Raw genomic sequence first — 26,661 nt, 5'->3', positions numbered from 1 at the left:
AATCTGCGCTTTGAATGCTGGGGTATATCGTTTACGTTTCATACCCACACCTTAACACATCCTTTTTTCGTGTCTGAAATCTTGGGTCCAGTATAAACCTTAACCTCGATGCCTTTCTTTCTTTTGTGGTAAGTCCTTGGTACGAACACTTAGGAATTTATGAATTAATAAACATCAATGCTTTGGGCGTTTATGCATTAACCACCGTGATCGCCCTGTTGATTTTGGGATTTCAAAAATGGCAGGAAACGGTGATGATTCAAAGGTAAAGGTACCGCAAACTGATTCTGTTTTCTGTATAAAGGAAAGAATACAGTCCGCAAATCTAGCAAGAAAGTTTACTGCGCAGACAGTGGTCCATTTCCCCGGAGACGTAAATCTTTCTCTTGTGACCTTGTGTTATTATCCTCATAATTGCAGTCCAGCGAGACAGGTCAATGTACAGCATTATGTGAGCATCTGAAACCAGTAGTAGGCTGCGACGAGTGTAGCTATCGAACTTATTCCCCTGGTTATTCCATATGGGACCTTGCATGCCCTCAAAAAAACTGCAGCAATAATTCCGGTTAAAAGCATCATTAATAATAACGAAGCTAATTTCCAAGCCATTTCATCAATTATAGATGTATCTATTCCGGATAAGTCCAACATAACCAACCACCTCCTCTCTATTATTTCGACAAAGAAGGAGATTTTTATATTGAAATATCGGGTGTTTTATGAAGCATGATGTAAGACTTTAATTTAAAGCAGATATCAATATAACGGGGATTGGTTGTCGTTAAAGTAGAAAGAGCACTCTTGAGAGCCCTCCGCGATTAATTTCGTTCTATCATCCCCATGCTGCCAAGACCAGTTCCTTTTAAACCTTGTATAAATTTCGCTTTCTCATCAAGGAATGCAGTTTCACCACTCAGAATGTCACTGGTGTAGTCTTAAAACTTTCCGCTTATCCGCAAAATAACGAAGGTGCTGTACTTCTTCAAAATGGGAGTCATAGAGGAACACGTGACGAACAAAGTGTTCAATCTAATCCAGCAGTTACATAAGTTCGTTCGGTTAAATTAAATTTTGGGTTTTTGCAAATAAACCAGATATCAGAACCATAAAAAACACTCCCCAGTATGGAAAGTGTTTGTGGTAAGATATAACTTGTACGATAGAACGGCTTATGAAGGGCGGTCGGCTAATCTCTCTGGATGAGGGGTGATGCCCATGGACATGTATCAAACATTATCTTTAATGGTAATGTTCAAAACGTTGATTGCGTTAATCATGTCCCAAAAGAAATAGACCGTCCCGACCAAGGATAACGGTCTATTCTTTTGACCTTTTCTTAAAGCCTTCCGCTCTTAAAGCGGCTGTCATGCAGGACCGTGGGTGTTGACTGCACCTGCGATCTTTTTTAGTGCTATGCTTCTTACAGCAAAGTATACGTGTTTACTTGAATTATAGCATAAGAATTACCGACTTAAACACTTCATTTCTTTTTATTCCGATGTTTTGCGCTTGATTGTAAATAAAGGGTTTGCAATTTGTTTGCAAATCGCGTCCAGTTAAAAAATGACGCCGGGCCGAGGATAGCCTCGAACCGGCGTCATTGGCGTATTATGTATGGTGAGCCGTACTGGATTCGAACCAGTGACCTCTTGCCTGTCAAGCAAGCGTTCTCCCACTGAACTAACGGCTCGTTTTGTTTATTAAGTAACGACAAGGTTTATTATAGAATGTATACGACGAAGATGCAAGGGGTATATTGAATTTTTCAGGTTCCCGCAGGAACCTGAAAAACATCAAATATTATTCTTTTCGGTTTCGGTATCCCCTTCGCCTTCTTCTGCCTGCGGTGGACGCTTGTCCTTCTTAAACAGAGACTTCCACATCTGTCTCAGTTTTTTCCACATATCAGGACTCTCCTTTAATCATCTGATGCCAGCGGTAGAGCACGGTGGCAAGCTGCTCCCTCGTGACAGGTTCCCTTGGGTATTTCCCATTCAACAGTCCCTCTTCCTGCGCCCATTTCCATGCATCCTGATGGGAAGGGTTCGGCGTATGATCGTTCACCGTATCACCTCCCTGTGACAAAACCTCTTCCAGCTTTTCCATCGTCCTAGGGCCGGCAATTCCGTCTATTTTCAACCCATGTTTTCTCTGGAATGCCTGGACGGCGGCTTCTGTTTCCGTTCCAAACTGTCCGTCCGCTCCGTAGATGGACAAATTTTCTCCAGCCTGTATGAGATCGGTTTGCAGCTGCTGCACCTGCGGACCGGCGTCCCCTATCTTCAGGATACTGGATTCACTGCCGGTAAGAGGTTCTCCAGACCATAACGCCGCCCTGACTTCGCTCATCCCGATACCGGGACATAGTGTTACTGTACCCGGCAGTTCCCGGTGGCCGAGGACATCCGAAACACTCAACTGAAGGGTTTTCATTGCACGCTGCACCCGCTCGTGCCAGGATTTTTCCTGGACATCGGTAAACGAACCATCCCCAACGAGACAAATATGATACGTGTAGGAATTGTGTCCGGCTGCTCCGTTTGTAACCATCGACGGTGCATAACAAACCTGCACGGTTCCATCGCGGAGAATAATCTCATGGTATCCTCCTGTCTGCCACTCCGGGGTGAACTGACTCCACGTCTGATTCCAGAAAGACCAGAAATCTCCGCTTGTTGTCGCGGAATGATGACGGATGATTTTGCGTATGCTGCTTTCTTCTCTTCGTTCCTCTCTTTTTGGTACTTGGCTTCGAAGATCTTCCACGTGCGCCACTCTGTCACCTCCTTCCGCTGGGAACCTCACTTTTAATATATGACGTATGGAGTAAAACGGATGGACAGGGAACGTACGATACATATGGATTTTTTTCTACCTCGAGCCTCCAAAACCATGTATCAAAAAAAAAGCTTTATCAAATGTCTGCGGAAAGAAATGCATTTGCACCGCAGCTGTTCGAGGGTTGCATTGGCTCCGTGTACACTATATCGCCGGGCAGCATCCATAGTGTACACAGACGTAGTGTTAATGGACACTAAACCCATGTCACACACAGATAATGTCCATTGATTGCTGCCGGCGGACACTAAGTCCTGATTCAGGATCGTAGTGTCCACTAAACGGTGATCTGCAGACACTACGCCTGTATCTTTCAAAGTTAGTATCCACTCACAACCCAATGATTGGAACGTCTAATCGCGGTTGGATGGGTGAAAGCTAAAAGCGCCCCTCTGACATAGTAAAGCTGCACTGCAGACGTTTCTTTACCACTGCTGCCCTTACTTTTCAAAAAAAAGAAGCTGTACCTTTAGATACAGCTCCTCGAATGATGCTTAATACAAGGTATTTAATGACTCACGGCTGTAGGCCTGCAGCTCATCGGCGCGGCCATCCCGGACTTTCTCCGCCCAGGCCGGGTCCATTAAGAGAGAACGTCCGACAGCGGCCATGTCGAATTCATCATGTTGAAATCTTTCCATAAGACCATCCAGGCTCGTGGTTTCTGCTCCAGCTCCGCTCGTGAACTCTCCGTTCAAGCCTATGGATCCAACGATAATTGTCGGTTTGCCGGAGATTTTCTTCGTCCAGCCGGCCAGATTAAGATCGGATCCTTCAAATTCCGCTTCCCAGAACCGGCGCGTGGAAGTATGGAAGATATCCACTCCGGCTTCTACAAGAGGAGTCAGAAATTCCTCAAGTTCTTCCGGTGTTTCTGCTATTTTTGCCTTGTAATCGGACATTTTCCATTGGGAAAACCGGAAAATGATTGGAAAGTCCGGACCGACCGCTTCCCGGCAGGCTTCCACGATTTCCACGGCAAACCGGGTTCTGCCTTTTATGTCTCCTCCGTACTCATCGGTCCGGCGGTTGGTATGGCTCCAGATGAACTGGTCGATCAGATAGCCGTGGGCGCCGTGAATTTCAATCGCGTCAAAACCAAGCTGCTTCGCATCGGCAGCACCTTGGGCATAGGCGGACACCAGGTCATGAATTTCTTCTGTTGTCAGGGGGTCTGACACTTTCTCACCTGTTAGAGCCAGTCCCGACGGACCAACAGGCATGGCATCAATATTCGGCTCATCTCCCGGATTGCGGGTCATTCCGACATGCCAGAGCTGCGGCGCAATCTTTCCTCCGGCTTCATGTACTTCTTTAACTACCTGCTCCCAGCCCTGCAGTGCTTTCTCTCCGTAAAAAAGCGGGATGGATGAACCCGATACGGACGCTCGATGATTAATGCCGGTTCCTTCTGTCACAATCAGTCCGACATCATGTTCGGCGCGTCTGCGGTAGTAAGCGGCCACGTCTTCTGTTGGAATTCCTCCAGGGGAAAACCCGCGTGTCATCGGTGCCATCACAATCCGGCTGGAAAGCGAAAGGGATCCCAGTTGAAATTCCTGAAACAATGGCTGTACGGATGTATTATCTGTTAAGTTTTTCATGATTTATCTCCTTTATTTGGTTTCCTGCACAAGAGTCATTATCCCAAACGCCCGAAGATAAAGGAAATATTCTGCTTACAGCATGTCACTGCGCTTCTTTCTGTACTCTTTACGGACGGCAGCTGATTCATGCAGTCGTTTTTCTTCCTCTGTGCCGGGGACGACCCCCGGAACTTCAATCGGCTGCCCTTCTTCATTCACCGCTACCATGGTCAAAAACGACTGCGTCGTCAAACGTTTCTCATTGGTTAATAAATCGTGGGAATGTACACGTACAAATACCTCCATGGATGTCCGCCCGGTGGATGTTACAAAGGCTTCGAGCTCCAGCGCTTCCCCTGCTTTGGCTGAAGAGAGAAAATCCACCGAGTCCATCGAAGCGGTAACAACGACACAGCTGCAATGTTTCATTGCCGACAGTGCGGCGATCTCATCAATGTATCCCATCACCTTTCCCCCGAAAATGGTCTGAAGATGATTGGTATCCGGCGGCAGAACCAGTCGTGTCTGTACGGTTCTTGACTGCTCCATCGGCTGCTTGTTTTCCATCTGCATCTGCCCCTTTCCAAATTTCCCCCACAGAAAAAAGCACCCATTACCTGGATGCTTTTTCCTGCTTCATTCTTCTTATCTGCGATTCCGTTCTCGCAAAGATAGTGCCAGCTTCTTCGTCGGAAATGTTGAACTTCTCCGCTGCCTGGTTTTCCACATACGTATCATTGGCCGCTACATCATATTTTTCTCCGGCCCGTTCGAGTTCGTCGTATTTTTCCTGCATGAACGTGTATACGTCCCGATCCAGTTCCGGAAGCGTTCCAATAATCTGTTCTGCATCTTTGTCCATCACGACGTTGTTCCTCCTTCTTATGCCTGGGTGGTCATTTTTGTGTCAAACACTGGTTCCATTCCCTCGGTGAGAGAGCTTCCTCGTTATTATAACACAATTTTTCTTTCGTCCAACAAGCCCGCCGTAAAAAAACAAAATGCTTTAACACAGTTTTGCTGCTTATTCATTATTTGTTTTTAAACTGTAAATGGTATCACGGATTTCATTCCCGTTTCCGGTATAGAATCCTTCCGTCACTTCACCGCTTACGTGGTATTCGGTACCGTTTTCTATCTGCACCAGATCAAATGTAATGACGCCATTTGCCCGTGTCGTTTTGTAATGAGCATTCTCCCCGTTCTGAAGCGTTACGTCCTGGTAGGTCGACAGATCGGGAGCGGTGCTATCTAAGTGATGCGTTCCGTAGGCTCTAATGGTGGAACCATCCGCGTCATGAAGAACTTTTCCGTCACCGTTGTCTGCTTCCCGGCCGGCGTTCCAGTCATCCGGATACGTTACGTTGTAGTCGAAGCGTTCATTCACATACGTCGTCTTATCGGGCTGTACGAATTGTTCAGGTTCCAGCGCTCTCGCCAGAAACACCGAAAATTGAGCTCGGGTTACATCTTCGTTAGGTCCGTATGTGCCATCCTGATAGCCGGTCGTAATATCTGCCTGTGCAATAGCCTGAATATCGTGGAAAAAGACGTCTCCTTCTTCCACATCACGGAAGTAATTCGATCCTTCCCCGTCTGAAAAGCTGAATGAGCGGTTCAACACGGCAGCCATCTGCCCTCTCGTCAACGCGTCATTTGGAAGAAATGCTCCATCGCTGCCTGTAATGATTCCTTCATCTTTTACCGCAGCCGCTTCCGCGTAGGCGTGAAAATCTGATGTGATATCAGAGAAACCAGGATTCGGCCGGCTTCCTGTTTCCAGGTCCAGCGCTTCTACTATCATGGCTGCAGCTTGACTCCGCTTCACCTGTTCATTGGGGTGAAAACTTCCATCCCCGTATCCGGAAATAATTCCCTGATTCGAAAGATAGGAAATTTCACTCTCCGCCCAGAAATTCTGTGACACATCATTAAATGACTGCGCAAACACAGCGCCTGTGGACGACATGAAGAGCACTGCTGCCAACACCACGGCTGTTCCTGTTCGTTTCATCTTATTCCCTCCAGCATAAAATTAATATATGGCATCGGGTATTCTATTACCCTTTTTCCGCGCAGAAAAATCTCTTTTTTCAATGTGTATACATACGTTACCAAAAAAACATACTAACTAAAAAAGGAGGTGAACCGGCATGAATCTCTGGAATAAATGGTCAGAGTGGCGGAAAGCGGCAAAACAAAAGCGGATTACGGAAATGGAACAACAGGGAAAATGTCCGGACTGTAGAGGCCGCGGCATTCATATCCTGCCCAATGAGTATTTCCAGACAGACCCCCTGTACTGTCCCGGATGTAACGGCAGTGGCATGTATTCCGACTGGTCCGGCAGTGATTACTGAACAGAAGAGCCCTTTTACTAAAAGCAGCCGGCACATGAAAAAAGAGCTCTCCGCCAACAGGAAAGCTCTTTGTTTCCATCTTTATTTTCCGGGGGCGCTTTGTCTGGCGAACCCTTTCTGCCGAAATTGTTTGCGCTGTTTTTTGGACCATGTGTTGTAATCACGCAGAAACGCCTCATAGTCACCGGCGACTTCATCAAGCGGGCCGGATTTTTTTATTTCGCCGAACTCCAGCCATATGGCTCTCGTGCAGAATTCTTTCATCTGCGTAAGAGAATGACTTACAAAAAACATCGTTTTCCCACGGGACTTGAACTCCTGCATTTTCTCCAGGCTTTTTTTGGCAAATGCCTTATCCCCGACGGACAACGCCTCATCGACGATCAAAATATCCGGATCGATGCTGACGTTAATGGAGAACCCCAGTCTTGATTTCATGCCTTTAGAGTATGACTTTACAGGCTGATCAATAAATTTATCCATCTCCGCAAATTCTATGATTTCCGGTTCAAGTTTTTTAATTTTTTTACGGGTAAAGCCGAGCATTAAACATTTCATTTCAATGTTTTCCCGTCCGGTTAATTTATTATTCAACCCCGAGGATACATCAATAATGGCCGGTTCTCCATTAATCGTAAGTTCTCCGCCGGTCTGCGGCACGATGCCTGCGATAATATTGGACAACGTGGATTTTCCGGATCCATTCACACCGAGCAGACCGATAATATCGCCTTCTTCCGCTTCAAACGTGACGTCCCGGAGCGCATAAAATGCTTCTCCGTATTCGCCGGGAAGCAGCAGGTCTTTCAGACGCTCGGACTGACTGTCATATAACTTGAACGTTTTTGTAAGATTTCTTGCCGATACCGCCGTCTGCATACAACCAGCCTCCCTGTCTACAGAAAATCAATAAAGTGTTTACGAAACCGGGTGTGAAGAAGGGCCCCCGCCGCGAATAACAAAATGACAACCGCCCAGAAATAAAGGCTGTACTGCCAGTGCTCCACCATGTACCAGGACCCTCCAAAAAAAGCGGCACGGTATCCTTCCGCCAGGTAATACAAAGGATTGAGCTTCATCAGGTCCTGAACAAAAGCCGGGAGACGGTCGGATACCCAGAGAAAAGGACTGATATACAAAAACACACGTATCGTGGACTGAATAAACATCTGGATATCACGGATGACGGTTGTAAGTGTCGACGTTATCAAAAGAACCGATGTAATAAGCATCAGCATACTGACGATGAAATACGGAAACTGAAGATAATAAATCGATGCCTTGTACTCTGTGAACTGCATATAAATCACGACCAAGATCAGTATCATGAGGTGTGGATAGAGCTTGGAAATCATGACATAGACCGGTATGATACTTGATGGAAAGTTCATTTTTGACACGAGACGTATCTTCGTGTAAACAGCCTTGGATCCCTGTGTCACAGCGGGATGAATAAAAAACCAGATCGTAATGCCCGCCGACATCCAGCTCAAGTAAGGAACACCATCCACAGCACTGTTTTCCCCTCTGATGCCGTAACCGAACACGAACCAGTAAATAGCCATAAAAAAGAGGGGGGTGATAAGCTCCCAGGCTTCCCCCAGATAATTATTGTTGTTTTTGATTTTTATTTCATAAAGAGCGAGACGGTTAATTAATTGTATATTCTCCCAAAGTTCTTTGGCAATCTTCAGGACTGCTTTCATTTTAATCCCCTCTTTTTCAGCCGCTTATTCCTCTGGAAATACAGACGACACTACTCTTCTGGCAGCATTGCCGTCTTCCAGTGCATGAAAAGAGTCTTCAAAGCTGCGGATATGTCCGGCATACCTTGAACGAATGGTGTCGGCGTTTTTAATCTCTTCTACGAGCGATTCTGTTGTTTTCACTAGCGGACCGGGTGCTTCCTTTTCAAAATCGAAATAAAACCCGCGCAGCGTATCCCGGTAACTGTCGATGTCGTACACATAAAAAAGCATGGGGCGCTGCAAAACTCCGTAGTCAAACATGACCGACGAATAGTCCGTGATGAGCATGTCACTTACGATATACAAATCGCGGATATCTTCATAACGGGACGCATCCACTGCGAAGTCTTCCCATCCCCTGAGGTCAAGATGGTCGGCGACGAGATAATGGAGACGGAAAATCAGGAAATAGTCATCCCCCAGCTCTTCTTTAAATTTGTCCATGTTCAGCTGCACATTGAATTTATATTTTCCGATAAAATGATACTCGTTATCCCGCCACGTCGGCGCATACAAAATGATTTTTTTCCCTTCCGGAATCCCGAGCCGCTCTTTGATGCTGTCGACGTCTTCCTGCTTATAATGAAACAGATAATCATTCCTCGGATAACCGGTCTTAAGCATCGTCTGGTCGAAGTCAAAAGCCCTCTCAAATATTTGGGCGGAATACTCATTTGGTGCTACGAGATAACTCCACCGGCCGGCTTCGGCTACGAAGTTTTTCTTATACATTTCCGTCGTTGTGCCGGGCATGTGGACTTCTTCCATATCAAGGGCCAGTTTTTTCAGCGGAGTTCCATGCCAGGTCTGCAGGTATACAGTGTCGACCGGCTTGGGAATCCATTTTGGCAGCCTGCTGTTGAACACCCAGTATTTCGCTCTCATCATCACGATAAACCAGCGCAGGGAAAAACGATGGATGGTACGCACACCGTGTTTTTCAAAATAGTGCCGGAACCGGTGATCGATGCTCCAGTAATACGTGAAGTTACGATCCTGCTGTTTCAGTTCTTCATACACCGCACGCGGATTACAGCTGTACTGCTTACCGAGAAAACTTTCAAACACAATAATGTCTTCTTTTTTCGGCAGCTTTCCAATCAAACCGAACACTTTCCGGTACATGTTTCGGATCGTTTTGGATTTTTTAAACTTCTTCCATTTCTTCAGGTATTTCTTTTTCCGTTGATTCAACGGCTTTTTTATACGTTTGTTAAACTTTTTTTTCAGGCGTTTTTTCATTTGATTCGTTACCCCTCTTTGCTCACACCGGTTCTCGATTTTTTCACTCGGTTCATTATATAATGTTCAGGAGGGAAAAAACAAAAAAAGAGAGAAAAAAATCCCTCTTTTTTAGTAAGCATTCGCAAGAAGCAGTTCATTTTTAATCTTCGTCGTCGAAATATTGGCGGTCCGGGGCAGGTAAATGACATCGCAGAAAGGTGCCAGATGATCAAAGCTTCCTTTCCAGTCATCCCCCATGACGAGTAAATCCACATCATGATGAAGAATGTCTTTCTTCTTCTGGTTCCACTCGTTTTCCGGAATGACTTCATCCACATACCGCACAGCTTCAAGAATTAATTTACGCTGTTCATAAGGATAGTATGCTTTTTTATTCTTTATGGCGTTAAATTCGTCCGTGGAAATGGCGACTATCAGATAATCACCAAGATCCCTGGCCCGTTTTAATAGATTTATATGGCCCCAATGCAGTAAATCGAAGGTGCCGTACGTAATAACTTTTTTCATGTGTAATCCTCCTAGTTTGAGACAAACATGGATAGTTCCTATCAATTTTTGAATAGTTTTGCTTTTACATTCATTTCACAATCTTAATGAAAAAATTAATCTGTTTTTATTGACTTTCAGAATTATATCATACATGTCACGAATGGACTATGTTCATTTCCTCAAATACAGGCATAATAGTATAAAAAAATATGTGAAAATCTCAAAATCGTTCATCTATGTGTAAGGGGCTGTATCAAAAGCCATTAAACTTTAAGGCATCCGCTGCAGGCGGACGCTTGCCGCGGGCAGCGCCTCAGCTACATCAAACGGTAAACCGCCGTTTGATGGGATCTTCGGCTGCTGCTCTTCCCGCTGGCGTCGCCGCCTTCCGCTTCTGCCTTGGGCGAATATTCTATATTACAGAAAAGGAGCTGCACCTTTTGATACAGCTCCTCTGTATGACTTATTTTTTCGTGAAAAGCTGTCCTTTATATCCATCTTCGGTTTTTCCTTCCGCTCTGGCTATCTTTCCTTCTTCAGCCAGCTTTTCACAGGCGGCGAGCACATCTTCAAGCGCCTTCTCCCCGTCATACAGCTCCTCGTTTATCTCCGCGGGAGTGAATACCCGGTCTGCCTGCTCTTCCACCTTTATATTGTTGATGAAATCCTGAATTTCCTGCTGCATTGGTCCCCTGTCCTTTCTTAAAGTTATATTGACATTCTTAACAATCTGTTCTGTCACCTTCATCCCTTTTTCCGGATTGTTTTAAACATCTTATTGCGAAAAGCCTTTCACACTTCAAGCAAAAAAAGCCTTTCCCCTGCTCCAATTGGGGAAAGGCTGCTTTCCTAATCGTCGTTTTCTTTTTTCCAGTGATGCGGATGCGGTGGGATGAACTGCCGCTCTTCCAGTTTCGCATATCCTTCATCCAGCTGTTCCTTCATTTTCTCCCGCTTTTCTTCCGGGACGACACCGAATTCGGTATATTTGTCGATCAGCGTTTTTCTTTTCTCCAGAATACTGGAATGGATCTCAGCCAGTTCTTTCTGCTGGGCTTCTGTCAATTCTACCTTCTGCTCTTCACTCTGTTCTTCTTCTGCTGCGACTCCTGAAGGGGCTCCCGACAGACACAGCGCAACGGCTGCTGCAGGTATTAACATCCATTTTTGTCTCATCCATTTTCCTCCTTTTTCAGCTGCTGCTCTTATTTTGTGAAAAGCGGGGAATTTCATGCATTATTTTCATGTTTAATTTGTTTGTTTTCCCCGCATAGTAAGAAAGGGGGTGATGAGCATAGCACAGGATGTTCTTTGTGAAGTTCACAATTGTCATTACTGGAAAGAAGGAAACCTCTGCAGTGCGGACCAGATTTATGTAGTCAGCCACAATGGCAGCCAGGCGTCCAATGAGCAGGAAACCGACTGTAAAACATTCGAAAAAGCGCATTAAAGCAAGCTTCACGCACGAGAAAATAGAGGGAGCGCCTTTTTAAGGGCAGCTCCCTCTTTTTTAAAAAAGTATATTCCATACAGCGCTGATAACAACAATAAGACCGATAATCATAAGTATTGTGCGGATCATACCTGTGACACCCTCTCTTCGGTTTTAGTATGAGATTTCCCGGTTCCCGCCTCCTGCAAACACCAACCTGTAAAGAGGGGAGGTTAACAATGGACAGGTTGGGGAATGACAGGAGAAAAGGAGGATACGGTTATGGGAATACATAAAGTGTTTCGTTTTTTCAAAACGCTGCTGCGGGAAATGGATGAGGACAGGGCTTTCGGTCTTGCGGCGGAGCAAGCCTTTTATTATATGCTTTCTCTGTTCCCGCTGCTTATTTTGTCTCTGTCCATTCTTCCTTACTTCTCCATTGAAGCAGCGGAAGTCATGAGTCTGCTTGAAACAGCGCTGCCATCCCGGACAGCTGCAATGATTGAAGAGAATGTGTTCAACATTGTCCATAACGAAAACACCGGACTGCTGACGTTTGGCATCATCGGCACGATCTGGTCCGCCTCGACTGGTATCAATGCCTTCATTAAAGCCATGAACCAGGCTTTCAATGTCGAAACGCCGCGGGCTTTCTGGCAAACCCGGATGTTGTCCATTCTATTAACATTCGCGCTGCTTGTTGTTATTATTCTTATTTTTGTTTTATCCATCTTTGGCAATATGATTCTCCAAACGGTAACCTCCTACCTTCCGGTTCAGCAGCATACAGAAACTCTTTTACAGACCGTGCGGCGTTTGTTAAGTATCTTCATCATGACGGTCCTCCTCTGCAGTCTGTATTATTTCGGTCCGAATACCCGGGTGCCGATGAGATATGTACTACCCGGTGCAGCGGCGGCAACTGTTATGTGGCAGCTGATTTCCGCTGGTTTTTCCTATTATGTACAGCAGTTCGGCAATTATTCGGCGACCTACGGAAGCCTCGGAGGTGTTATTGTTCTCATGCTTTGGCTTTTTCTCACCGGTCTCACGCTTGTGATCGGCGGCGAAATAAACGCCATACTGCATCAGCGGAAAACTTCTAAGTGAGGCTGCGCAGCCTTTTTTCAAACTTGGTGCGCCATTCTTCTGCCAATGCAGACACGTCAAGAACACGCTTCATTGCTTCGATGTTGGTACGCTCGTGAAAGTAGATGTGATTGGCATCAAATATACTGACACGGCGGCTGTCTTTTTCCATCAACTCGATGGCGGAGTCTTCCTGTACTGTTCCTTCCTGCAGCACTCTGCAGAAAAAGCCGGTAAAGCCCGTCTCGATAAATCGGTTCATTAAGCCGCTGCATCCCGTTCGTTTGTCGATTTTGACGCATGGGATTCTCCCCTGCGTCACCTGGATCACCGCGCTGCCGACTTTGTATGTATCGCCGATATGTACAGTCTCTTCGGTCATGCCGGAGACTGTTATATTCTCTCCAAATGCCGCTTTATCCAGTTTTTCCTCAAATTCTTTCTCCCATTTGCCGTAATGTTCCAAAGGGTAGATACAAACCGCCCTGTCTCTTCCTCCGTGATTTTTTTTATCCGCCACATCGTCCCCGGTAATGCCGGGTTTTTTCAAGAACAATCGGCCGGCTGTCTGTTTTTCGATTCCCGTCCGAAACGTGCGTCCCTCTTTATCCTGCACGTCCCTGGGACTTCCGGCAGCCAGATGATGGATGCCTGGGTTGACAGATTCCATCCTGTAACACTCCTTTTTCATGTATTTCAGTAGTCCAGAAAAAAGGTCAGCATAACCTGTATCTATACCGGGCATCATGATCTGCGCCGGAAAATCATCTGTTTTCCTTTCTTTAACAAAAACCCGAGAAGAATAGATTTTATCGCTTTCTTAATCATTTCAACACCTCCTTTTCACTCCGTTATTCCTTTTCTGACGGCGTTTCAAACATAATGAAGACGCCGCCTCATCCGGCAGCGCCTCCTTTGTTATCTTCTGTACCTGCTTATTGTTTTCCGGGTTTCGTCGGCGTCTTTAAACAGTCGGTACGGCTTACTGAGAAAACGGCCGGGCAGGGAAAAAAAGAAGTGACTCAAATCTTCCCTCGATTCCCTGGTAATACGTGCGGGTTTTGTCGTGATACGGTGATACACTTCATCGTACAGTTCAGTCATGATATCAATGTCGATATCCACGGTCCGGCTGCACTCCCGGCAGGTAATGGTGGAGATTTCTTCATTTATATACTGAATGACGTGAGAAGTTTCTTCTCTGCATTGATTACAATAAAGGCCGGCCTTCATTTCATGCGTTTTCACCTTACTCACCTCTTTTTTATTCATCAGAACCTCCGCCATCCTGCTGAGAGCAGCGCATTTACTGTTCCTGAAGACGGCGGAGCCTCCAGATGGTGGATTCTTTTGTCTGCTCAATATCATTATACGTCAATGTTTCCCCTTTTTGTACATCACGGAGTACTTTTACATTGGCATCCACCAGACCGATTGGAAATGCTTCTGTTTTATCGGCTTCTGATTTTTCCATCAGTGTACCATATACACTGTACCCGCCGATGCTGTCGAGAAATTCTCCTTTTTTCAGATCTTTTTTCGCCGTGGCGGCTGTTTCAGCCTGACGGTCGTAATTCGGAGCAATGGTCGGCTCGTTGTCAAAATAGGCACGCGCTACCGTAAGCGGCGTTTCCAGACTCGTCAGATGGTACGGTCTGTAAAGCGTATAATGCGGACCGCTGCCAAGCTTCACATATTGAAGTTCTTCATGAACTTCTTCGTTGTGGGAAGTGATAATGGCAAATACACCGGGAGCCACACCCTGTACGTATTCTACAATCCCTTTATTATGAAGCTGCCCGCCGTCTTCTTTCTTCTGAAAAATATCAGCCAGTTCGTCGACGGACGCCTGGAAACCATGCATTCCTGTTTGATCGGGAATAAAGCCGGTTGCATTGGCGACAGCGTTCATTTCCACCATCGTTTTTGTTCCATCCTGGAAGGAGGCAAGCATTTTCGGGCTGGCTCCTTTTTCTTTTGCCTCCTCTGCTGCGGTTGATGGATCGGCTTCGAGATTCAATGGGTTGTTTTTCCCTTTTCCAAGCGCAATCACCTCAAAGCCGAGGGCGTCTGCAAAATCATACAATTCCATCACGGCACCTGGTTCGTCCCCGGCTGATCCGGTATAAACAACACCGGCGCTGTCTGCCAGTTTTTTCAGAACCGGACCGACGGTGACATCGGCTTCCACGTTCAGCATAACGATATGCTTCCGGTTAAGGATGGCTTCCCATGCGATGGCGGCTCCTACGTTCGGTATACCGGTTGCATCTACTACAACATCCACCGAAGGAAGGGACGCCACTTTCTCCGCCTCGGAGAAAGCTGTTACTTTCCCCTCTTCCACAGCCCGCACAGCATCGTCTTCTTTGTCGGTCTGTACAATATTATTTTCATGAATTCCCGCATGTTTATACGCATGGATCACATTGGTGATATTAATATCAGCCGCAGCTACCACCTTCATCCCTTTCATTCCTTCAATTTGGGATATCATTCCGCGGCCCATCTGCCCTGCGCCTATTAAACCTACTTTAATATAGTTTCCCTGCTTTTCGAGCTCAGCCAGTTTTCTGTTCATTCCAAGCATATATTCCGCCTCCTTCAGCTATTTTTTCGAAACTGTATTTTGGAAATTTCTGATATGTCGCTGCTTATGCCTTCTTCCAGACAAACCGTTCCAGGCATGTCCGATTCTGTTTCTCCATTGAACTGAAGGGTTGCATGACCTAAATCATTCATCGTTTCATTTACCTTGCTTCCGACAAAAAGAATCTTATAGGCTTTTCCGTCAATAACGAATTCATCCCCGCTTTCGATAACTTCTGAAATGGTTGTACCGTTATGAATAACCGATATCTCTTTCAGATCATCCGTGGCGGATTCATTAAACAAAATCAACATGTTATCTTCAAGCATAAGTTCCACGTCCGGTCCGATTGTTGTCACATCTGCTTCAAAATACACCGTCATGAGGCAGCTTCCTCCTTTTTATTCTTCTACCAGTTCCTCGGCTGTCCGGTCATCAATGATAAGAACATCGAGGTAACCGCCTTTCAGCGCTGCTTCTATGCTTTCGAGTTTATACAGGCTTTCCACGATCCCAATCACTTTTGGTATTTTCTTCAGATCCTGCAGTCCAAGTCCAATGACACGGTGGTTAAGTGGGTGATCGACTTCCTGTCCAACCGCATCAAAAAATTTAGAACTGATATCACCCACTACTCCGGATTTTCTCAAAGAATAAAGGTCTTCCGCCTGGAGATAACCGATTTCTTCCATGGTTGAATTCTTAAATGGATCCCCCATTCCAACAACAGCGACGTCTACATTTTTACCCTGCTCCAGGACATGTGCTACATCCTTTGACTGAATCAGGCGGTCTCTTAAATCTTCTGACTCCACAATTGCCGGAGCATAGAGATAAGAACAGACGGCGTTCATTTTTTTCGCCAGGTTAAATGCCAACGAATTGGAATGGATGTTGACATGGGAACGCCCCATTCCTCCAACCAACGGAACAATCTGGACGTTGTCCCGGCGTTCGTAAGGATATTCATCGACGAGGGAAGCAAGCGTCGTGCCCCAGGACAAGCCGAGTTTTTTATTATCATCGAGCTGGCGGGACAGGTAGGAAGCGCCTACTTTTCCCAGGAAGCGTTTCGTCATCTCTGGAGTAAATCCGCTCGTTGATAAAACAATGGCTTCCTCGAGTCCGTACTGTTTCTCGAGCTTCTGTTCAAGATCCACGGTTTGAGCGCTTTCATCTTTGATGTAAACTTCTACAATACCGTCCTCTTTTGCTTTATGAAGCAGCTTGGATATCACCGGGCGTGATACGTTCATTTTTTTGGCGATTCTGGCCTGTGTCCAGCCGTCGAAGTAATATAAATTTGCTGCTTTTACCATCTGGCGGCGTTCTTCCCAACTGAGCATAGCAATCTCCTTTACTCACAAATATAACGTCTTTTGATTATATCATCCCGGCAGAAGTGGAGCATTTAATGATGAATTTCTCTGCCGAGCCAGGAATGAGCCGCTTCAAAGAGATTTTCCAGCAAAGTTGGATGCGGATGTACCATGGATGCCAGTTCTTCGATGGTACCTTCGAGATGGATATAGGCTGCCGCCTCTCCTATCATCTCTGTAACATGGGGGCCTGCAAGGACGGCGCCGAGTATTTCACCATGTTTTTTGTCTGCGATGATTTTTGTAAATCCTTCTTTGGCCCCCATCGCCATCGCTTTGCCGTTTCCCTGCATCGGAATCACTTCCGTTTTAACGTCATATCCTGTTTTTCGGGCCTCTTCTTCTGTCATGCCGACGGAAGCGATCTCAGGAAACGTATAAATACATCTTGGGATTAAGGACGTATGGATAGACGGCTGCAGGCCGCAGGCATGCTCCACTGCGCTGATTCCTTCCGCACTTGCGGCATGAGCCAGTTTCCATCCTCCATCGGCAAGGTCACCGATGACATACAGGCCGGGAACCCTCGTTTCCATGTTTTCATTTACCTGTATGAAACCATCGTTGTACTGTACGGATGTTTCCTCAAGAAGCGAGTTATTCGGCCTGCGTCCGGCAGTAACCAGCACGTCATTCACTTCTTCGGTCTTTGTGATTCCATTTTTGTCGGTATACCGGGCCGTGACCGCGTTTTCTGTGCCTGTATCAACGTCGTCGAGGACAGCATTTGTTTCTACCGTAACGCCCTGCTTTTCAAGCGAGTTCCGAAGAAGCGCCGCCGCGTCTTTATCTTCACCGGCAAGAATGTCCTGCTGCATCTCCACTATCGTCACATCGACGTGAAGACCGGCGAAAAGGCAGGCGTATTCAACACCGACAACGCCTCCACCGACAATCAGCAGCGAGGAGGGAAGTTCTGTTTTCTCAAATATCGTGTCACTGGTAACGTGTGCTGTTTCACGCAGCCCCTTCACCGGTGGTACAAAGGGGCTCGTTCCGGCAGCGGCAATCACAGCCGGGGCGTGAAGCGTTACGTTTTCGTCTTTTTGTTCAACGGTGACTTCCTTATTGTCGTTCACTGTACCGAAACCATGAATAACATCGATTTTTCCTTTTTTCATAAGGGCTGTAATGCCGGCTTCGAGCTGGGAAACAACGGTTTCTTTTTGTTTGAGCATCGAGGGATAGGAAAAGGATACATTCCCTGTTTCGATGCCCCAGGCTGCCGACTGCTCTACCTGATGAAGCACTTCAGCATGCTGAAGCATGGTTTTGGACGGAATGCAGCCGCGGTGGAGACAGGTTCCTCCTATCCCGCGGTCTTCTACTACCGCCGTTTTCTTTCCTTCTTTCGCGGCACGGAGCGCAGCCACGTAACCGCCCGGACCGCTTCCTATAATAATGATGTCATACTTGTGCATCCGGTATCCTCCTTACATCAGCAATTCATAGGGATCTTCGAGCAGCTGTTTTAATTCTGTCAGAAAGGCAGCAGCAGGAGCTCCGTCCACAACGCGGTGGTCAAAGGATAAGCTGAACGTTGTCATGGGCCGGAGTACGACACTGCCGTTCTCCCCAACCGGGGTTTCCTTCATTTGTCCAACGCCGAGGATCGCGGCCTCCGGCTGATTGATAATAGGAGTGAAACCGTCCACGGCATACATTCCGAGATTACTGATGGTAAACGTTCCTCCCTGCATCTGCTGCGGCTTCAACTGCTGATTTCTTGCATCAGCCGCGAGTTGTTTGCTCTCTTTAACGAGCTCGACCAGCCCTTTATGCTGCGCATGATGAAGAACCGGAACAACCAGTCCCTGTTCCGTCGCGACCGCAAGTCCCAGATTAACGTCCCGGTGGAGCAGGATTTCCTGCTGATCGGGCGACAGGGAAGCATTGATATACGGGTGGCGCTCGAGTGCAGAGGCAGCCGCTTTCATCATAATTTCCGTATAGGATAGTTTAGCACCGGTCTGCTCTATGATTTTATCCTGCAGTCTGCTCCGCATCCGTACCAGTTCGGTCATATCGACGTCTGAATACAGCGTAACGTGGGGAACGGCAGCGGCGCTTTCTGTCATGCGGTCGGCAACCACTTTGCGTATTCCTTTCACCGGAATACGGTCCGGCTCGGCTGAAACGGTATCGTTTTGTGCCGCGGATAGATCTTTCGTATAAATTTTGCCGCCAGGACCTGATCCTTCTACAGTGTTTAAATCAGCATTCTGTTCCTCGGCCCATTTACGGGCAAGCGGTGTTGCTTTTGGCGTTTTCTGAGCATTCTGAACGAATTCATGCACATCCTGCTGCTGAATGCGCTGTTTCGGACCGCTGCCTGTCATGTCGGACAGGTCCGCTCCTTCCTCTTTTGCTACGCGCCGTGCCGCCGGTGTCGCACGGATTTGTCCCTGTTCGATTTGTGTCACCGAAGAACTTGAGTCATCTGCTACTGTTTCATTTTGGTCAGGTTCGGGTTCTGCTTTGGATTCGGAATTCTCTGTATTTCCGGGAGGAGTGTCCGGCACTTCCTCGTCTTTTTCCCCGATATATCCGACAACGGTATTGACCGGTACAACATCATCTACGTTATAGTATTTTTTCAATAGAAAACCTTCTTCGTAGGCTTCCACCTCGATGTTGATTTTGTCACTCATCACCTCAAAAACCGGCTCTCCCATGTCCACAGGATCTCCCTCGTTTTTTATCCATTGAAGAATCGTGCCGGATTCCATCGTACTGCTCAGCTTCGGCATAAATATTTCTTTTGCCACAGGGTTTCACCTCCTACGCACGCTGCAGGGTTTCTCTGCACGCCTGAATCAAATCTTCGGTCTGCGGCGTCATCGCTTTTTCAAGTTCCGGGTTATAAGGAACAGGTACCGGCGAGGCACCAAGACGCTTCACCGGTGCATCGAGAAAATCAAACGCTTCGCTTTCTGTAATCATACTTGCTATTTCTCCACCGTATCCGCCGCGTTTCACCGCTTCATGGACGACAACAACGCGGTTTGTTTTGATCACCGACTGAACGATCGTCTCTTCATCCAGCGGAACAATCGAGCGGGGATCTATGACCTCTACGTTGATCCCTTCTTCTGCAAGTTTCTCCGCTGCCTCGAGCGCACGGTGGACCATCACCGATGTGGCTACAATCGTGACATCCGTGCCTTCCCGTTTGATATCCGCCTGACCGAGCGGAATGCTGTATGGATCTTCAGGGACATCGTCACTGCTCGTCTTATACAGCAGTTTGTGTTCGTAAAAGATGACCGGGTTCGGATCATCGATTGCGGCTTTCAGCAGCCCCTTTGCGTCATAAGCGGTGGAAGGCTGTACGACTTTCAAACCGGGAATATGCGCCACCCATGCCTCCAGGCTCTGTGAATGCTGAGCCGCTGCTCCTGTACCGGATCCAGCCGGGGTACGCAGAACCATCGGCACATTTCCTTTTCCTCCGTACATATAACGCAGTTTTGCCGCCTGGTTGGCGAGCTGGTCCATGGCGATCGTAATAAAATCCGAAAACTGAAGTTCAACAATCGGCTGCATGCCGGTCAGCGCCGAGCCTATCGCTGATCCGGTAATGCCGGCTTCCGAGATAGGGGTGTTGCGGACCCGCTCCGGGCCGAACTCTTCAATCATCCCCCGGGTAACACCAAAGGCACCTCCATATACGCCGATGTCTTCTCCCATCAGAAATACATTTTCATTTTCTCTCATTTCCTGTGACATGCATTCCCGCAATGCTTCCACATACGTTATCTCTCTCATTGTTTTCCCTCCTGTTCCTGCTCCGTTTTCAGGCGTATACATCTTCAAGCAGCGTATCAAGTCCCGGCTCCGGACTTTCTTCTGCGTATTGGACGGCCTCTTCTACATCCTGTTTTGCTTGTTTTCGTAAGTTCTCCGCTTCTTCTTCTGTCAGCAGTTCTTCGCTTATTAGAAGATCCCGGAACCGCTTAATACCGTCTTTATCTTTCCATGCCTGCTCTTCTTCGCGGGTGCGGTACTTACGGGCATCTGATTTCGAATGTCCCTTCCAGCGGTACGTTTTCGCTTCAATCAGCACAGGGCCTCCGCCTTCTCTGGCATGCTTTACCGCTTTATGGGTTTCATTCATGATTTCGATGAGATCGTTGCCGTCCACCACAACTCCCGGGATGCCGTAGGAAGAAGCTCGTTCGGCAATATTCTCAATGTTTACCATTTCCTTCACCGAACCGGACATGCCGTATTGGTTGTTTTCACAGATGAACACAACCGGAAGACCCCAGATCGAGGCCAGGTTCAGCGATTCATGAAAACTTCCCTCATTGGCGGCGCCGTCACCGAAATAACTGAGAATCACATCGCCCTGGTTTTTCAGTTTGGATGTCAATGCTGCACCGGTCGCAAGCGGAATACCGCCTCCGACAATCCCATTGGCACCAAGATTGCCTTTTTCGACATCTGCAATATGCATCGATCCGCCTTTCCCTTTGCAGTAGCCGGTGGAGCGTCCGAAGAGTTCCGCCATCATCAGATTGATGTCTGCTCCTTTGGCAATGCAGTGACCATGGCCGCGGTGGGTACTTGTAATTTTGTCTTCGTCCCGCAGCACCGAGCACGGTCCGGTCGCCGTCGGTTCCTGGCCGACACAAAGATGTGTCGTCCCGTGAATCATTCCTTTGGCAAAAAATTCGTCCACTTTTTCATCAAAATAGCGGATCGTCCACTTTTCCTTCAACATTCGGGTCAATTCATCTTTAGACTTGTCAGGGAGAAGTTCTACAGATTTCAGCATAGTGCACCTCCGTTACATTTGTTCATTATTATTACTTTTGTAAAAATAGTAACCTTCTATATTATTAATGTCAAATGGTTTTTCGATTTTGTTCTAGTTAATAACATATGTCATAAAAAGAGAAAAAAGAAAGGAGATCCTCCCTCTTTCACTTCACAAAGAGGGAAGACGTCCCGTTTAGTAAAGACCAAAACTTGCGAAATAAGCTATGACGACAGCGATCGGCCCTGTAATCAGGCGGGAGAAAAGGACGGCTGGTATTCCGACTTCCACCGTATCCGGTTCGGCTTCACCAAGAGTCAAACCGACAGGAATAAAGTCCATTCCTACCTGCGGATTAATTGCAAACAATGCAGGCAGCGCCATCTGCGGTGGAATATTGCCATTCCCGATTTCCACCCCGATAAGCACACCAACCACCTGAGCAATAACCGCACCTGGTGCGAGTATCGGTGAAATAAGGGGGATGGCGCCGAGAAGCGACAGGATAAGCATACCGGTAAGGGAACCCGCGAGCGGGGAAACATAGTTGGCGATTAAGTCGCCGATGCCTGTATAATTGATAATACCTATAAGCATACTGACAAAGGCCATAAATGGCAGAATATTCTTAATTACAGTATCAACCGTCTCCCGTCCGGACTGGAAAAAGATGCTGACAACATTTCCAATCTTGTTTCCAAGGGTATCAATTAACTGGGGTATTTTCCCTTTTTCTTTGTTGTAGCCCTGTTCCGCCACCTGCTCTTTCGCTTCTTCTTTCGTAACTTTCTGCGTTTTTTCATCCGCCGTTTCGTGATCCTCTATCTCTTCATTGGCTTCTTCCAGGCTCTCTTCGACGGGTTCTCCATCGGCATCTTCAATGTTACCGGTTCCAACACCGGAAACGAAGTTCGTTTCCTTGATGAACTTCATCAACGGACCGGACGGGGAATTACTGAAGACATTGATGGTCAAGACCCCCATACGTGGATACACACCACTTCTGGCCGTGCCGCCGCAGTTGATAACCGCACACAGCATTTCTTCTTTTTCTACCGACTGCTCAAACCCATCCACCGCTGTCGCACCGGTACGATCTGCAATTTCACGGGCTACAGGATGAATACCTCCACCGGTGACGGATACGACGTATTTCTTGTTATCATCCGGCTGGATAACGAGTGGTCCGCCCCAGCCCGAGGAACCTTTGTGTACTTTTACTGCTTTGTATTCACTCATTGGTTAAACCTCCTCTATTTTTTGTTGATCGATCCTGCTGCGTTTTATTGCGTGTTTGCTTCGGCTTTCTTTTTGTTATTTTTAATCATGTAGTTGGTTATCAATTCTGTCACTACACCGCGTACAAGCATGACGGCTATCCCGACGAGAAGGAATCTTAAAGCGAGCGGACCCTGGGAAAGGCCGATGTCGGAAATACCTGCCGCCACTCCGGTGTACACAAACAATTCTGCCGCGTTTGCGTGGGGAAAGAGTCCTGTAACCGGATGCACAAACGATACGGTTGAATCATAGAAGGCTGGTTTCTGACGTTCCGGTAGAAATCGGCCGAATGTATAACACATCGGGTTGGTTAAAAAGAATACAGCCAGAAACGGAAAAATCGTATAACGGAGAATAAAGTATTTCGTACATTTCTGGGCAAAACGGTTCACCCGTTCTTCCCCGACGAATTTGATAACAGCATTGACTGCTGTAATTAAAACAATTAACAATGGGATGATATCAGTTACCAGGCCGGTAAATGTTTCGCCGCCGGCCTCAAACATTCCGATAAAGCCTTCTGCAAGCGTAATCAAGAAATCCATGCTTCATTCCCCTCTCTTTTCTTATTTATTTCTTTCTCAATCATGTCAGCAGCACCTGCGAGCGCACTGCTTTCTTTTACGGTCAACGTATCAAGGTCTCTTGTTTCCTCCAGTGTCATACCAATTAATTTTTTCACAGTTTTAAACCTTGCAAAAACGGTTAATCCCTGCATCACTTTGGCTTCCTTGATATTGGTTTCTTCATCACAGACGACCAGCATCACCGCACCATTTCCGAATCTTTTTTTAAAGTAGCCCGTTCCAAGATAGCCCTGGTGTTTCCGGGTCATCTCTTTGATTTTCCCCTGGTAATGTTTCACCTGCAGGTGGGTCAGTACGAATTGCAATGCCCAGATGGCAGCAAATACTACAAAAAATGTTCCCCACATCATTTCTCCCTCCTTTTTACAAATGTATACTGTATTAACTTTTGTAAAAATAATAAAACGCTTTCAAAGTTTTGTCAACCTTTCTTTTGAGTTCGTTCGTCTCTGGTCAGAATGTCTGCTCCAGCAGCCTTCCCGCCATGTCATCATCTGTTACCAGCACATCAATGCAGCCGCTTTTCAATGCTGCATGCAGGCTTTCCACTTTTTCGACACCATCTGTGACCGCCAGCACTTCCGGAATCTGCTGCAGATCATCCAATGTTAATGCAATGGTTCGATTGTTCACCGTATGCACAATTTCAGCACCATCTTTATTGTAAAACTGAGAGTTCATATCTCCGATGGCCTTGCCCGCTCTTAATGACTGAATATCCTCCGGGCTGAAGTATCCCATTTCCGCCATAGTAGCCTTTTCCGATGGGATGCCGACTCCTACTACTGCGAGATCGACTGTCCTCCCTTCTTCTATCACCTCTGAAATATCCCTGGACTGCATCAAGCTCTCTTTTAAATCCTCTGTTTCCACCATGGCAGGTGCGTGAAGGTAGGAAGACGTCGTGTTCAGCTTCTGCGCAAGATGAAACGTTAAGTGATTGGAATGAAGATAAACATCATTGCTCCCCATGCCGCCTATTAAAGGGACCAGGTGTACATGTTCTCCCGTCCGGGCCGGAAATTCATCGATGAACGCATGCATGGATTTTCCCCAGGAAATGCCTATTCTATTCAGCGAGTCTATCTTTTTGGAAACATAGGAAGCAGCAGCCTGTCCGACTCGTCGTTTGACCACTTCCGCTCCATGAGTTCCCGAAGAGGCAACGATGGCTTCTGTCAGGTTGTACTTTTTTTCTATTTCATTTTCAAGTTTGACCGTATGAAGTGTTTCATCATTAATATAAATTTCCACTATACCTATTTCTTTAGCTTTCTGCAGAATCTTGGAAATAACCGGACGGGACAGCTCTACTTTTTTGGCTATCTCTGTCTGTGTCCAGTTCTCCAGATGATACAGTTTGGCTATTCGGACCATTTGTCTTCGCTCTTTCCAGTCCATCTGCCATGCCTCCTTTTAACCATTGTCATCACAAACGATTATGTTCATGATAGCAGGAAATTTTTAAGTTATGGAACGGTTTTCATATTTTCCTAAGCGTTATATTACAAAATGTAAGCCCTTTATTGACGAATACTGTCTCTTGCGCTATGCTGATACTACCATATTTACAAATGATGTTACAAAGAACTTTTGTAAAGGAGAGAGAGCCTTTGAGTCATATTTTTTCTACTCTGCAGCGTGACAGTATGCGCCGGCTCATGTCCGAAGTGACGTTCGACATGATCGTAATCGGCGGAGGAATTACGGGAAGCGGTATTGCTTTGGATGCGGCCGCCAGGGGATTAAAGACAGCTTTGATTGAAAGAAAAGACTTTGCTTTTGGAACAAGCAGCCGTTCCGGGAAGCTGATTCACGGCGGGCTGAAGTACCTGAAAAATTACGAATTTTCCATCGTTCGTGAAGTCGGCACAGAACGTGATATTGTGTACCGGAATGCAAGGCACCTTGTTTACCCTATTCAGATGCTTTTCCCGCTTATTCAGGGGGAATCATTCAATCCATTTACCTTAAAAGTCGGCCTTACCGCCTATGACCGGCTCGCTGGAGTGAAAAAAGAAGAGCGTCACCAGCTGCATTCGAAAGAACAGACCTTTCAAAGAGAACCGTTATTCAACAAAAACACAGTCGAAGGCAGCGGAGAGTATGTTGAATACCGTACCGATGACAGCAGGTTAACGATGGAAACGGCAAAGACTGCTGCTGAGATGGATGCCGCCGTGTTGAATTATGCAGAAGTGTATGATTTTACATCCGATGATAATAATCAAATAAGCGGTGTCGCTGTAAAAGATGAGTTAACGGGAGAAACGTTTACAGTCTCCGGAACGATGGTAGTTAATGCCGCGGGACCGTGGGTGGATGAAGTGCGGAAAAAAGACGAACCTGTCTCCGGAAAGCATATGGTTCATGCCAAAGGAATTCACCTCGTCTTTTCATATGATACGCTGCCGGTAAAGTCTTCGATTTACTTTCAACATAACGGCCGGATGATTGCCGTTATTCCAAAAGGAGATACAACCTATGTCGGATCAACGGAGTCGCTTTACTACGATGATATGGACGACATTCATGTTTATCAGTCCGAGTGTGATTATTTAATCGGCTGTCTGCACGATATGTTCCCGGCTCTGACCATCACAAAGGACGACATCATTTCCAGCTGGGCTGGTGTACGGCCTCTCATCGGTTATGACGACAGTGAACCTTCGGAATTGTCACGGCACGACGAAATCTTCGAGTCGGATTCAGGCCTGATCACTATAGCCGGAGGGAAATTAACCGGCTACCGTAAAATGGCCGAGCGTGTGCTGAATTATGCCGCAAAGCGCCATTACCTTAAACTATCGCCATCCCGCACAAGCGGTATTCCATTAAGCGGCGGACATTTTGCATCGGCAGAGGATATAACAGCCTATTGCAGCAGTCTGGCCCGCACGTATGATCACCTGCAGCTGTCCATGCAGGAAATCGAAGAATTTGTCTTTCGTTACGGATCCAATGCCGGTGCACTGCTGCAGCAGATGGAGTCTGTGAACCATTTCTATGAAGACCCCGTGATACGAAACACGGTGGCAGAAGCCATGTATACCGTAAAGCAGGAAATGGCCGCTTCGCTGGAAGATTTTTATGACCGGCGCACGAGTTATCTGTTGTTTCAGCCAAAAAAGGTGACGAAAACACTGGAAGCGGTAAGCAGCGCCATGGCAAAGGAACTTGGATGGAAACCGGTACGTCTTGAAAGGGAAAAAGAAAGAATTCGTTATCTTTTACAGAAATCTGTAACATTTCTTCCTTACTCTTAACAACTTTTG

At 46.8% G+C, this 26,661-nt stretch carries 30 protein-coding genes and 1 tRNA gene; 5 read left to right on the top strand and 26 right to left on the bottom strand.

Going from position 1 to position 26,661, the window contains the following annotated elements:
* Positions 1 to 125: 125 nt before the first annotated feature.
* A complete protein-coding gene (locus BM124_RS18955; RefSeq protein ID WP_170841093.1) occupies positions 126 to 269 on the top strand; it encodes a hypothetical protein in 144 nt (47 codons plus the stop codon).
* A 178-nt stretch (positions 270 to 447) separates the two neighbouring features.
* Here the strand turns inward: BM124_RS18955 and BM124_RS10290 are convergent, their stop codons facing one another.
* The 7 genes from BM124_RS10290 to BM124_RS10260 form a co-directional block, all read right to left on the bottom strand.
* Positions 448 to 651, bottom strand: coding sequence for a hypothetical protein (locus BM124_RS10290; RefSeq protein ID WP_093337329.1), 204 nt, complete (start codon positions 649 to 651; stop codon positions 448 to 450).
* Between the two features lie 964 nt (positions 652 to 1,615).
* Positions 1,616 to 1,690 (bottom strand) — tRNA-Val (locus BM124_RS10285).
* Between the two features lie 215 nt (positions 1,691 to 1,905).
* Positions 1,906 to 2,775, bottom strand: coding sequence for a peptidoglycan recognition protein family protein (locus tag BM124_RS10280; RefSeq protein ID WP_170841092.1), 870 nt, complete (start codon positions 2,773 to 2,775; stop codon positions 1,906 to 1,908).
* 557 nt (positions 2,776 to 3,332) lie between these two features.
* Complete coding sequence (locus tag BM124_RS10275; RefSeq protein WP_093337326.1) at positions 3,333 to 4,442, bottom strand: NADH:flavin oxidoreductase; 1,110 nt, start codon at positions 4,440 to 4,442, stop codon at positions 3,333 to 3,335.
* A 75-nt stretch (positions 4,443 to 4,517) separates the two neighbouring features.
* Entirely contained in the window at positions 4,518 to 4,991 is a 474-nt protein-coding gene (locus BM124_RS10270; RefSeq protein WP_093337325.1) for an acyl-CoA thioesterase, read from the bottom strand.
* A gap of 46 nt (positions 4,992 to 5,037) precedes the next feature.
* Positions 5,038 to 5,289, bottom strand: coding sequence for a hypothetical protein (locus BM124_RS10265; RefSeq protein ID WP_093337323.1), 252 nt, complete (start codon positions 5,287 to 5,289; stop codon positions 5,038 to 5,040).
* A gap of 159 nt (positions 5,290 to 5,448) precedes the next feature.
* Positions 5,449 to 6,438, bottom strand: coding sequence for an S-layer homology domain-containing protein (locus tag BM124_RS10260; RefSeq protein WP_093337322.1), 990 nt, complete (start codon positions 6,436 to 6,438; stop codon positions 5,449 to 5,451).
* 139 nt (positions 6,439 to 6,577) lie between these two features.
* Here BM124_RS10260 and BM124_RS10255 point away from each other — a divergent pair, with 139 nt between their 5' ends.
* Positions 6,578 to 6,784 carry a hypothetical protein gene (locus BM124_RS10255; protein WP_093337320.1) on the top strand — a complete coding sequence of 69 codons (207 nt, stop codon included), beginning with the start codon at positions 6,578 to 6,580 and terminating at the stop codon, positions 6,782 to 6,784.
* A gap of 81 nt (positions 6,785 to 6,865) precedes the next feature.
* Here the strand turns inward: BM124_RS10255 and tagH are convergent, their stop codons facing one another.
* The 6 genes from tagH to BM124_RS10225 all read right to left on the bottom strand — a co-directional run bounded on the left by tagH (position 6,866) and on the right by BM124_RS10225 (position 11,442).
* Complete coding sequence (gene tagH, locus BM124_RS10250; protein WP_093337319.1) at positions 6,866 to 7,663, bottom strand: teichoic acids export ABC transporter ATP-binding subunit TagH; 798 nt, start codon at positions 7,661 to 7,663, stop codon at positions 6,866 to 6,868.
* 17 nt (positions 7,664 to 7,680) lie between these two features.
* Positions 7,681 to 8,490 carry an ABC transporter permease gene (locus BM124_RS10245; RefSeq protein ID WP_093337317.1) on the bottom strand — a complete coding sequence of 270 codons (810 nt, stop codon included), beginning with the start codon at positions 8,488 to 8,490 and terminating at the stop codon, positions 7,681 to 7,683.
* A 24-nt stretch (positions 8,491 to 8,514) separates the two neighbouring features.
* On the bottom strand, positions 8,515 to 9,774 hold the full coding sequence (locus BM124_RS10240) for a CDP-glycerol glycerophosphotransferase family protein (protein ID WP_093337316.1): 1,260 nt from the start codon (positions 9,772 to 9,774) through the stop codon (positions 8,515 to 8,517).
* Positions 9,775 to 9,885: 111 nt separating this feature from the next.
* Positions 9,886 to 10,284 carry a glycerol-3-phosphate cytidylyltransferase gene (gene tagD, locus BM124_RS10235; RefSeq protein ID WP_093337314.1) on the bottom strand — a complete coding sequence of 133 codons (399 nt, stop codon included), beginning with the start codon at positions 10,282 to 10,284 and terminating at the stop codon, positions 9,886 to 9,888.
* Between the two features lie 445 nt (positions 10,285 to 10,729).
* Entirely contained in the window at positions 10,730 to 10,951 is a 222-nt protein-coding gene (locus tag BM124_RS10230) for a hypothetical protein (RefSeq protein WP_093337313.1), read from the bottom strand.
* Between the two features lie 164 nt (positions 10,952 to 11,115).
* Complete coding sequence (locus tag BM124_RS10225; RefSeq protein ID WP_170841091.1) at positions 11,116 to 11,442, bottom strand: DUF2680 domain-containing protein; 327 nt, start codon at positions 11,440 to 11,442, stop codon at positions 11,116 to 11,118.
* A 118-nt stretch (positions 11,443 to 11,560) separates the two neighbouring features.
* Here BM124_RS10225 and BM124_RS10220 point away from each other — a divergent pair, with 118 nt between their 5' ends.
* Both BM124_RS10220 and BM124_RS10215 read left to right on the top strand, forming a co-directional pair.
* Complete coding sequence (locus tag BM124_RS10220) at positions 11,561 to 11,716, top strand: DUF1540 domain-containing protein (RefSeq protein ID WP_093337347.1); 156 nt, start codon at positions 11,561 to 11,563, stop codon at positions 11,714 to 11,716.
* Between the two features lie 264 nt (positions 11,717 to 11,980).
* The gene (locus tag BM124_RS10215) at positions 11,981 to 12,808 is read left to right on the top strand and encodes a YihY/virulence factor BrkB family protein (RefSeq protein ID WP_244504302.1); all 828 of its coding nucleotides are present in this window, start codon (positions 11,981 to 11,983) and stop codon (positions 12,806 to 12,808) included.
* Here BM124_RS10215 and BM124_RS10210 read toward each other — a convergent pair.
* From BM124_RS10210 to BM124_RS10150, 13 genes are all read right to left on the bottom strand, one after another.
* Entirely contained in the window at positions 12,801 to 13,457 is a 657-nt protein-coding gene (locus tag BM124_RS10210) for an MOSC domain-containing protein (RefSeq protein ID WP_093337309.1), read from the bottom strand. The genes BM124_RS10215 and BM124_RS10210 overlap by 8 nt on opposite strands.
* Positions 13,458 to 13,705: 248 nt before the next feature.
* Complete coding sequence (locus tag BM124_RS10205) at positions 13,706 to 14,059, bottom strand: bh protein (RefSeq protein ID WP_244504301.1); 354 nt, start codon at positions 14,057 to 14,059, stop codon at positions 13,706 to 13,708.
* Positions 14,060 to 14,093: 34 nt separating this feature from the next.
* Positions 14,094 to 15,377, bottom strand: a complete 1,284-nt coding sequence (locus tag BM124_RS10200) for an NAD(P)H-dependent oxidoreductase (protein ID WP_093337307.1) — start codon at positions 15,375 to 15,377, stop codon at positions 14,094 to 14,096.
* Positions 15,378 to 15,391: 14 nt separating this feature from the next.
* Entirely contained in the window at positions 15,392 to 15,760 is a 369-nt protein-coding gene (locus tag BM124_RS10195) for a PTS glucitol/sorbitol transporter subunit IIA (RefSeq protein ID WP_093337306.1), read from the bottom strand.
* 18 nt (positions 15,761 to 15,778) lie between these two features.
* On the bottom strand, positions 15,779 to 16,723 hold the full coding sequence (locus BM124_RS10190) for a sugar-binding transcriptional regulator (protein WP_093337304.1): 945 nt from the start codon (positions 16,721 to 16,723) through the stop codon (positions 15,779 to 15,781).
* Between the two features lie 65 nt (positions 16,724 to 16,788).
* Positions 16,789 to 18,177 (bottom strand): dihydrolipoyl dehydrogenase, encoded by a 1,389-nt coding sequence (gene lpdA / locus BM124_RS10185; RefSeq protein WP_093337303.1) that lies wholly within the window; start codon positions 18,175 to 18,177, stop codon positions 16,789 to 16,791.
* A 12-nt stretch (positions 18,178 to 18,189) separates the two neighbouring features.
* Positions 18,190 to 19,524, bottom strand: a complete 1,335-nt coding sequence (locus tag BM124_RS10180) for a dihydrolipoamide acetyltransferase family protein (RefSeq protein ID WP_093337301.1) — start codon at positions 19,522 to 19,524, stop codon at positions 18,190 to 18,192.
* 13 nt (positions 19,525 to 19,537) lie between these two features.
* On the bottom strand, positions 19,538 to 20,524 hold the full coding sequence (locus BM124_RS10175; RefSeq protein WP_093337300.1) for an alpha-ketoacid dehydrogenase subunit beta: 987 nt from the start codon (positions 20,522 to 20,524) through the stop codon (positions 19,538 to 19,540).
* Between the two features lie 28 nt (positions 20,525 to 20,552).
* Positions 20,553 to 21,536 (bottom strand): thiamine pyrophosphate-dependent dehydrogenase E1 component subunit alpha, encoded by a 984-nt coding sequence (locus BM124_RS10170; RefSeq protein WP_093337298.1) that lies wholly within the window; start codon positions 21,534 to 21,536, stop codon positions 20,553 to 20,555.
* A gap of 177 nt (positions 21,537 to 21,713) precedes the next feature.
* A complete protein-coding gene (srlE, locus tag BM124_RS10165) occupies positions 21,714 to 22,757 on the bottom strand; it encodes a PTS glucitol/sorbitol transporter subunit IIB (protein WP_093337297.1) in 1,044 nt (347 codons plus the stop codon).
* A gap of 44 nt (positions 22,758 to 22,801) precedes the next feature.
* Entirely contained in the window at positions 22,802 to 23,344 is a 543-nt protein-coding gene (gene srlA, locus BM124_RS10160) for a PTS glucitol/sorbitol transporter subunit IIC (RefSeq protein ID WP_093337295.1), read from the bottom strand.
* The gene (locus BM124_RS10155) at positions 23,332 to 23,736 is read right to left on the bottom strand and encodes a transcriptional regulator GutM (protein ID WP_093337294.1); all 405 of its coding nucleotides are present in this window, start codon (positions 23,734 to 23,736) and stop codon (positions 23,332 to 23,334) included. The genes srlA and BM124_RS10155 overlap by 13 nt, the downstream gene beginning before the upstream one ends.
* 103 nt (positions 23,737 to 23,839) lie before the next feature.
* Positions 23,840 to 24,787 carry a sugar-binding transcriptional regulator gene (locus BM124_RS10150; protein WP_093337292.1) on the bottom strand — a complete coding sequence of 316 codons (948 nt, stop codon included), beginning with the start codon at positions 24,785 to 24,787 and terminating at the stop codon, positions 23,840 to 23,842.
* Positions 24,788 to 24,999: 212 nt separating this feature from the next.
* Here BM124_RS10150 and BM124_RS10145 point away from each other — a divergent pair, with 212 nt between their 5' ends.
* Entirely contained in the window at positions 25,000 to 26,652 is a 1,653-nt protein-coding gene (locus tag BM124_RS10145) for a glycerol-3-phosphate dehydrogenase/oxidase (RefSeq protein WP_170841089.1), read from the top strand.
* The last annotated feature ends 9 nt before the right edge of the window (positions 26,653 to 26,661 follow it).

The organism is Salibacterium halotolerans, from assembly GCF_900115625.1.
GTDB classification, from domain to species: Bacteria; Bacillota; Bacilli; order Bacillales; family Marinococcaceae; genus Salibacterium; species Salibacterium halotolerans.
This window is presented reverse-complemented; position numbering and strand designations above follow the sequence as displayed.